This is a genomic window from Rubellimicrobium mesophilum DSM 19309, from assembly GCF_000600335.2.
GTDB lineage: Bacteria > Pseudomonadota > Alphaproteobacteria > Rhodobacterales > Rhodobacteraceae > Rubellimicrobium > Rubellimicrobium mesophilum.
Map to the genome: position 1 here is coordinate 47,747 of NZ_KK088569.1, position 7,088 is coordinate 54,834.

Genomic DNA, 7,088 nt, shown 5'->3' on the forward strand with positions numbered 1-7,088 from the left:
TCACGGGGGGCGCAGGTCAAGGGCCCCGCCGGTGCCCGCCGCGGCCGCCCCGCGTGAAGTCGATCTCCGCGATGACCTGGCTACGATGGTCGATGTCCCTCTTGTCCAGCTTGTTGCCGTTCGGGGCGACGACCTCCTCGCGCGCATCCTCCGTCTCCTTGCGGCGGGTGACGTCCACCTGGGCGGCAGCCTGCCCGAGCCGCCGGGTCAGCCACTCGTCCGCAGTTCCGCCGATGTCCTCGACCGCCTCTTCCAGGGCGGCGGCATGGGAGCGCCGGGCAGCGATCTTGGCCAGCGCCTCGGCGACCACGAGGCGTGCGGATTCAACCTCTCCGGGGCGGCGCACGCTGAGGATGTGCGCGGAACCGAGCAGGCTCTCGAGATTCTCGGGCCCGATCTCCCGAACCAGCGCCGCCCTGAGGTCCAGCGCGTCGGCATGGCGAAGCAAGGCGTCCCTCAGGGCGGATTGCCCTGGGTCCGGGCAGTCAAGCGCCTCGATGTCGTGGGCGAATGCCGGGAGCAGCTCCGGCGTCATCACGAGCATCGCCAGGACCGCGTGGCGAAGCTCGTTCTCCAGAGCGATGGTGGCCGAACGTTCAGCCTCGGTCGAAGGAATGACGAGATCGGTCACATAGCTTCGAATCGGACCAACATCGCCGGCCAGGGAGCTCGCCTTCGCGGAAGGGGTCGGCAGAGCCGGACCTCCCTTGCCGCCGAATCCGCGCCGCTCGTAGCGCCGCCCCTCCCGGGGCTTCGGCCCCCATAGCTCCCAGCGGAGGTTCTTGATCTCTTCGCCGTAATGCCGGCGGATCGAAGGGTCCCTGATCGCCGAGATCGCCTGCCGCAGCGACTTGTCCAGCGTGGCCTTCCGCTCCGGGCTGTCGAAGACCTTCCCTTCGGTTTCCCGCCGCCAGAGGAGCCGCACCATCGGCTGCGCCTCGTCCAGCACCGCCTGCATCGCCGGGGCGCCCTTGGACTTGATGAGCTCGTCCGGGTCCTGTCCCCCCGGCAGGAGCGCGAAGCGCAGCCCCTTCCCGGCCTCCAGTCGGGGCAGAGCGAGATCGATCACCCGCATCGCTGCCCGCAGCCCGGCCGCGTCGCCGTCCAGCGCGATGACCGGCTCGTCATGGATCCGCCAGAGGAGCGACATCTGCTCCTCGGTCACCGCCGTCCCGAGCGGCGCGACGGCCCCCGCGAAGCCCGCCTCGGCCAGCGCGATCACGTCCATGTAGCCCTCGGCCACGATGAGCTGCGCGCCCTTGCCGCAGGCCTCCCGCGCCGGGCCGTGGTTGAACAGGTTGCGGCCCTTGTCGAAGAGCGGCGTCTGCGGCGAGTTGAGATACTTCGCGCGGGCTTTCGGGTCCATCGACCGACCGCCCAAGGCGATGGCCCTGCCCCTCGCGTCCCTGATCGGAAAGATGATTCGTCCCCAGAAGCGGTCGTAGGTCCCGCCCTGCCCCTCCCCGGTCAGCCCGGCTTCCAGCAGCAGGTCATCGGTGACGCCCTTGCCCTTCAGCGCCTTCGACAGCCCGTGCCGGTCGTCGCTGGCATAGCCGATCTCCCACCGCTTCTGCGCGGCCTCGGAGAGCCCCCGCTTCGCCAGGTAGGCCCGCGCGCCCTCGGCCGCGCGGGTCGAGAGCTGGAGGCGGTAGTGCTGCACCGCCATCTCCATGACCTCGGCGAGGCGGGTGTTCCGCGACACCTTCTCGGCCGCGCGGGGGTCCTGCTCGGGCATCGGCATCCCGGCTTCGCGGGCGAGGATCTCGATGGCCTCGATGAAGGAGACGTTCTCCGTCTTCTGGACGAAGGATATGGCGTCGCCCTTCTCGTGGCAGCCGAAGCAGTAGTAGAAGCCCTTGCGGTCGTCGACGTGGAAGGACGCCGACTTCTCCTGGTGGAACGGGCACGGCGCCCAGAAGTCGCCCTTGGCCTGGTTCGACTTGCGCTGGTCCCATGTGACCTTGCGCCCCACCACTCGGGCGAGCGGGAGCCGGTTCCTCAGTTCCTCAAGAAATCCAGGGGGCAGGCTCATGGCAGGCGAATCCCTTCGCACAAGGATTCCGCAAACCGCAAGCCGACGCGAGTCCCCCGCCGATCAACTCTCGCGTCGCGCGGCAAAGAAGGCGCGAAGCAGCGCCGCCGCCTCTTCGCCGCCGATCCCGTCATAGACCTCGGGGGCATGATGCGCCTGGGGATGGGCATAGATGCGCGGCCCGTGGAGCACGCCGCCCGACTTCGGGTCCGCTGCCCCGAAGTAGAGCCGCCCGATCCGCGCGAAACCGATGGCGGCCGCGCACATCGGGCAGGGCTCCAGCGTGACCCAGAGCGAATGGCCCACCAGTCGCTCGGACCCCGCTGCCCGGCAGGCCGCCCGCAGCGCCAGCATCTCGGCATGGGCCGTGGGGTCGCTCAGCTCGCGGGTCCGGTTCCCCGCCGCTGCCACGACCCGTCCGTCGGGCGCGACCACGACGGCGCCCACGGGGACCTCGCCCCGGTCGCCGGCGGCACGGGCCTCGCGCAGGGCCGCGTCCATGTGGCTCGCGAAAATCATGGCGCTTCGTCGCAGGCCCCCTACCCTGTAGCAACCCCCTCTGGCGGGGCAGCGGCATTAGGGGTAAGGGCGCGCGATGAGCACAGATGACAACACCCCCGAGACCGTCGCGCCCGGCGACGGCGAACGCATCGCCAAGGTCCTCTCGCGCCGGGGCGTCGCCTCGCGCCGCGACGCCGAGCGGCTGATCCTCGAAGGCCGCGTGACCGTGAACGGCGAGAAGATCACCTCGCCCGCCGTCAACGTCACCGACAAGGACCGCATCGCCGTCGACGGCGAGGTCGTGGGCGCGCCCGAGGCCACGCGCCTCTGGCTCTACCACAAGCCCGCGGGCCTCGTGACGACCGAGCACGACGAGGAGGGCCGCCAGACCGTCTTCGACTCGCTGCCCGACGACATGCCCCGCGTCATGTCCATCGGTCGCCTCGACCTCACCTCCGAAGGGCTCCTGCTCCTCACCAACGACGGCGAGGTCAAGCGCCGACTGGAGCTGCCCTCGACCGGCTGGAGCCGCCGCTACCGCGTCCGCATCCACGGCACGCCGACTAACGACCAGCTCGAGCCTCTGCGGCAGGGGATCACGGTCGAAGGCATCGACTACCAGCCCATGGAGGTCAGCATCGACCGCCAGCAGGGCACCAACGCCTGGCTCACCGTGACGCTCCGCGAGGGCAAGAACCGCGAGATCCGCCGCGTCATGGAGGAGCTGGGCTTTACCGTGAACCGCCTGATCCGGGTGAGCTACGGCCCCTTCCAGCTCGGCGAGCTTCCCGTGGGCGACGTCGAGGAGGTCCGGCCCAAGATCGTCCGCGACCAGCTTGGCCTGGGCAAGCCCGAGCCTGTGACGCGCTCGCGCAAGAAGCCCTCGGCCGAGGACATGCCTACCTTCGACGACGAGCCCGAGGATCGCCCCGATCGCGACCGCCTCGCCACGAAGCGGCCAGAGGGGGCGACCGTCCGGCGCGAGCTGAAGCCCCGCACCCCCGCCACGCGCAAGTCCCGGCCCGAAGCCGAGGACGCCCCGAGGCCACGTGGCAAGTTCGGTGGCAAGCCCGCCCTGCCCGGCGCCTTCACCCGGCCCAAGACCTGGATGCGCACCGGCGAGGAGGAGGCCCGCGACCGCCAGGACTCCCCCCGCGAGGAGCGCCGCACCTATGGCGACAAGCCCCGCTCCTCCGGCTACAAGAGCCACGGCGACCGCCCCTCCCGCGAGGGGGGCGAGGATCGTCCGCGCACCCGCTCCGCCGGCTTCCGCAGCCACTCCGACGAGAGGGGCGACCGCCCCCGCCGGTTCGAGGGCGACCGCGAGCGCCCGAGCCGCACCGAGGGTGATCGCGGCCCGCGCCGGTTTGGCGACGCGGACCGACCCGCGCGCCGCTTCGACTCCGACCGGCCGCGCCGCGAGGACCGGGAGGATCGGCCCTACAAGCCTCGTCCGCCCCGCGAGGGCGGCGAGGACCGGCCCCGGTCCTTCAAGCCCCGGCGCGAAGCCGGCGACGACCGGCCGTCCCGGCCCTACAAGCCGCGTCCTCCGCGTGAGGGCGAGGAGGACCGGCCACGCCGCGCCTACAAGCCCCGGGAGGGCGGCGACGATCGCGCCTCCCGTCCCTACAAGCCCCGGACCGAGGGCGACCGTCCCGCGCGCGGCTACCAGCCCCGCCGCGAGGGGGAGGACCGTCCGGCCCGCTTCGGCCGCCGGCCCGAGGGCGAGGATCGCGGCCCGCGCCGCGAGGGGGACGACTCCCGCCCGTCGCGCGGTTTCAAGCCCCGGCGCGAGGGGGGCGACGACCGGCCGCCCCGGTCCTTCAAGCCGCGCGGCGACGATGCGCGCGGGGGCGACCGACCCAACCGCTTTTCCCGCGAGGGGGAGGAGCGGCGCCCGCCCCGCAGCTTCGGGGGCGGCCCGCGCGGCGACCGAGCCGATGACGGGCGCTCGCCCCGCAAGGGTGCCCCGCGCGATGGCGGCTTCAAGGGTCGCCCCGGGGGCAAGCCCCGCAAGGACTGACATCTCCACCCCTTGGAACACGGCCCGCGCTCCATAGATGATGGGCGCGGGCCTGGGCCTTTCCACTTGTGGCAAGCCGCCCGCATGGGGAAAGATGGGGCATGGCGCGGCTGATCCTGTTCCTGATGCTGTTCGGGGCTCTGGCCTTCGCCTTCGCGGCGGCTGCCACGGCATGGCGCGCGCTCACCGCGCCGGCTCCGTCCTCGGCCCCCGCAATCAGGGAGGACGGAATGCCCCCAGCGATCCGCAACACGGCCTATGTGCTGCTGTTCCTGCTACTCGCCGGCCTGACGAGCGGCTGGCTGGGGCCAGCCTGATGGCTCGACGCTTCGGTGGCCAATACAGCCCCGGCGCCCCGGCAACGGAGGGCAGCAGCGCGCAGGCCGCCCACGAGGCGCTGGCCGAGACCCGCCGCGTGGACGCCGCCGGGGCCAAGGCGAACCTCCTCTTCGTCCCACCCGCCCTCGCCGCTTTCTTCGGCCTCTTCGGCGGGCCCGAGGTGCTGGTCCTCAGCCTTGGCGCGGCCGCCCTCCTCGCCCTCTCGGCCTGGCTCCTGCGCGAGGGGCTCCGCGCGGAGGCCGCCTATGAGGCCCGCCCGGTGGCCCGCCGCCCCGCCCTGCCGCGCAAGGTCCTCGCGGCGGTCCTGACCGGGGGCGGCGCGCTCCTTGCCGGGCTCTCCGGCGGCACGGACCTCTTTGGAAGCGTCCTCTACGGCCTCGCCGCTGGCGGCCTTCACCTCGCCGCCTTCGGGATCGATCCGCTCAGCGACAAACGCGTCGAAGGCATCGACGACTTCCAGCAGGACCGGGTTGCCCGCGTGGTCGAGGAAGCCGAGACTTACCTCGCCGCCATCACCGACCAGATCGCCACGCTGGGCGACCGCGCGCTGCAGGCCCGCGTCGCGGGGTTCGAGGCGCTGGCCCGCCGCATGATCCGCACCGTCGAGGAGGACCCGCGCGACCTCACCTCGGCCCGGAAGTACCTCGGCGTCTACCTGATGGGCGCCCGCGACGCGACCGTGCGCTTCGTGGACCTCTACCGTCGCACCCGCGATGCCAAGGCCCGATCCGACTACGAGGCGCTTCTCGGCGACCTGGAGACCAACTACGCCCAGGGCACGACCCGCCTCCTCGAAGGGGGCCGCGAGGCCATGGACCTCGAGATCACGGTCCTGCGGGACCGCCTGCGCCGGGAAGGCGTGACGACCGACCGATAAGGGGAGAGACGCGCCATGTCCGACACCACCCGCCAGGGCCGCCGAGGCCGCGCTCGCTCAGGCCGAGAAGGTCACCGCGATGGTCCTCCCCGAGCCTGCACCCGCCGCCGTGGTCACGCCGCTCGAACAGGCCAGCCCGCAGGTCGGCGAGGAGATTCGCAAGCGCATGGCCGAGATCGACCTCTCGGACACCAACTCCATCGTCCGCTTCGGCTCGGGCGCGCAGGTGGAGCTCCAGCAGATCAGCCAGTCCATGCTGGAGGGCGTCCGCAACAAGGACGTGGGCCCCGCCGGCAACGCCCTGCGCGACATCGTGGCGACGATCCGGGGCTTCTCGACCGACGAGCTCGACGTGCGGCGCGAGCGGTCTTTCTGGGAGAAGATCACCGGCCAGGTGGCGCCCGTGGCGAAGTTCGCCGCCCGCTTCGAGGAGGTGCAGGGCCAGATCGACCGCATCACCGACGACCTCCTCAAGCACGAGCACCTGCTCCTCAAGGACATCGAGGCGCTCGACCGGCTCTACGACAAGACGCTCGCCTTCTACGACGAGCTCGCGCTCTACATCGCCGCCGGCGAGGCTAAGCTGCACGAGATCGACTCGCATCTCATCCCAGTGCAGGAGAAATCCGTCCAGGGCGCCCCCGAGGAGCAGGGCGTCATGGAGGCGCAGGAGCTGCGCGACCTCCGCGCCGGCCGCGACGATCTGGAAAGGCGGGTCCACGACCTCAAGCTCACCCGGCAGGTGACGATGCAGTCGCTCCCCTCGATCCGGCTGGTGCAGGAGAACGACAAGAGCCTCGTCACCAAGATCAACTCGACGCTCGTCAACACCGTCCCGCTCTGGGAGCAGCAGCTCGCCCAGGCCATCACCCTCCAGCGGTCCTCCGAAGCCTCGGACGCTGTACGCGAGGCCAACGACCTGACGAACGACCTTCTGACCCGCAACGCCGAGAACCTGCGGATGGCCAACAAGGCCATCCGCGAGGAGATGGAGCGCGGCGTCTTCGACATCGAGTCGGTCAAGTCGGCAAACGAGAACCTCATCGCGACGATCAACGAGAGCCTCCAGATCGCCGACCAGGGCAAGGCCCGTCGCGCCGCTGCCGAAGCCGAGCTCGAACATATGGAGCAGGAGTTGAAGACGGCGCTCGCCTCTGCCAAAGCCGGGGGGAGCGGCGGCGGGTCGGTGGGCGGCCCGACGCCCAGGAGCTGAGTCGGAGAGGAAGCCCGTGAGACCCGGCCGTCTGTGTTCGACCCTCCTCGCCGGGCTCCTGCTCCTCGGGTTGGCCGGCTGCGAGGAACCGGCGGCCCCGCCC

6 protein-coding genes are annotated in these 7,088 nt (G+C 71.5%); 4 read left to right on the forward strand and 2 right to left on the reverse strand.

The annotated features are described in order from the left end of the window. Positions 1–16: 16 nt before the first annotated feature. Positions 17–2,032, reverse strand: coding sequence for a DNA primase (gene dnaG, locus RUMESO_RS10405; protein WP_037280059.1), 2,016 nt, complete (start codon positions 2,030–2,032; stop codon positions 17–19). A 63-nt stretch (positions 2,033–2,095) separates the two neighbouring features. After that, positions 2,096–2,551, reverse strand: coding sequence for a nucleoside deaminase (locus RUMESO_RS10410; protein WP_037280060.1), 456 nt, complete (start codon positions 2,549–2,551; stop codon positions 2,096–2,098). A 76-nt stretch (positions 2,552–2,627) separates the two neighbouring features. Between RUMESO_RS10410 and RUMESO_RS26335 the strand changes: the two genes are divergently transcribed. The 4 genes from RUMESO_RS26335 to RUMESO_RS10430 all read left to right on the forward strand — a co-directional run bounded on the left by RUMESO_RS26335 (position 2,628) and on the right by RUMESO_RS10430 (position 6,985). Further along, complete coding sequence (locus RUMESO_RS26335) at positions 2,628–4,556, forward strand: pseudouridine synthase (protein ID WP_037280061.1); 1,929 nt, start codon at positions 2,628–2,630, stop codon at positions 4,554–4,556. Positions 4,557–4,657: 101 nt separating this feature from the next. Then, the gene (locus RUMESO_RS10420; protein ID WP_037280063.1) at positions 4,658–4,873 is read left to right on the forward strand and encodes a hypothetical protein; all 216 of its coding nucleotides are present in this window, start codon (positions 4,658–4,660) and stop codon (positions 4,871–4,873) included. After that, complete coding sequence (locus RUMESO_RS10425; RefSeq protein ID WP_037280064.1) at positions 4,873–5,772, forward strand: 5-bromo-4-chloroindolyl phosphate hydrolysis family protein; 900 nt, start codon at positions 4,873–4,875, stop codon at positions 5,770–5,772. Before RUMESO_RS10420 ends, RUMESO_RS10425 begins: the two co-directional genes overlap by 1 nt. A gap of 79 nt (positions 5,773–5,851) precedes the next feature. Further along, complete coding sequence (locus RUMESO_RS10430) at positions 5,852–6,985, forward strand: toxic anion resistance protein (protein WP_051521216.1); 1,134 nt, start codon at positions 5,852–5,854, stop codon at positions 6,983–6,985. The last annotated feature ends 103 nt before the right edge of the window (positions 6,986–7,088 follow it).

Coding starts and splice junctions, on each gene's coding strand:
- dnaG (WP_037280059.1), bottom strand. CDS start 2,032: ATGAGCCTGCCCCCTGGATTTCTTGAGGAACTGAGGAACCGGCTCCCG.
- RUMESO_RS10410 (WP_037280060.1), bottom strand. CDS start 2,551: ATGATTTTCGCGAGCCACATGGACGCGGCCCTGCGCGAGGCCCGTGCC.
- RUMESO_RS26335 (WP_037280061.1), top strand. CDS start 2,628: ATGAGCACAGATGACAACACCCCCGAGACCGTCGCGCCCGGCGACGGC.
- RUMESO_RS10420 (WP_037280063.1), top strand. CDS start 4,658: ATGGCGCGGCTGATCCTGTTCCTGATGCTGTTCGGGGCTCTGGCCTTC.
- RUMESO_RS10425 (WP_037280064.1), top strand. CDS start 4,873: ATGGCTCGACGCTTCGGTGGCCAATACAGCCCCGGCGCCCCGGCAACG.
- RUMESO_RS10430 (WP_051521216.1), top strand. CDS start 5,852: ATGGTCCTCCCCGAGCCTGCACCCGCCGCCGTGGTCACGCCGCTCGAA.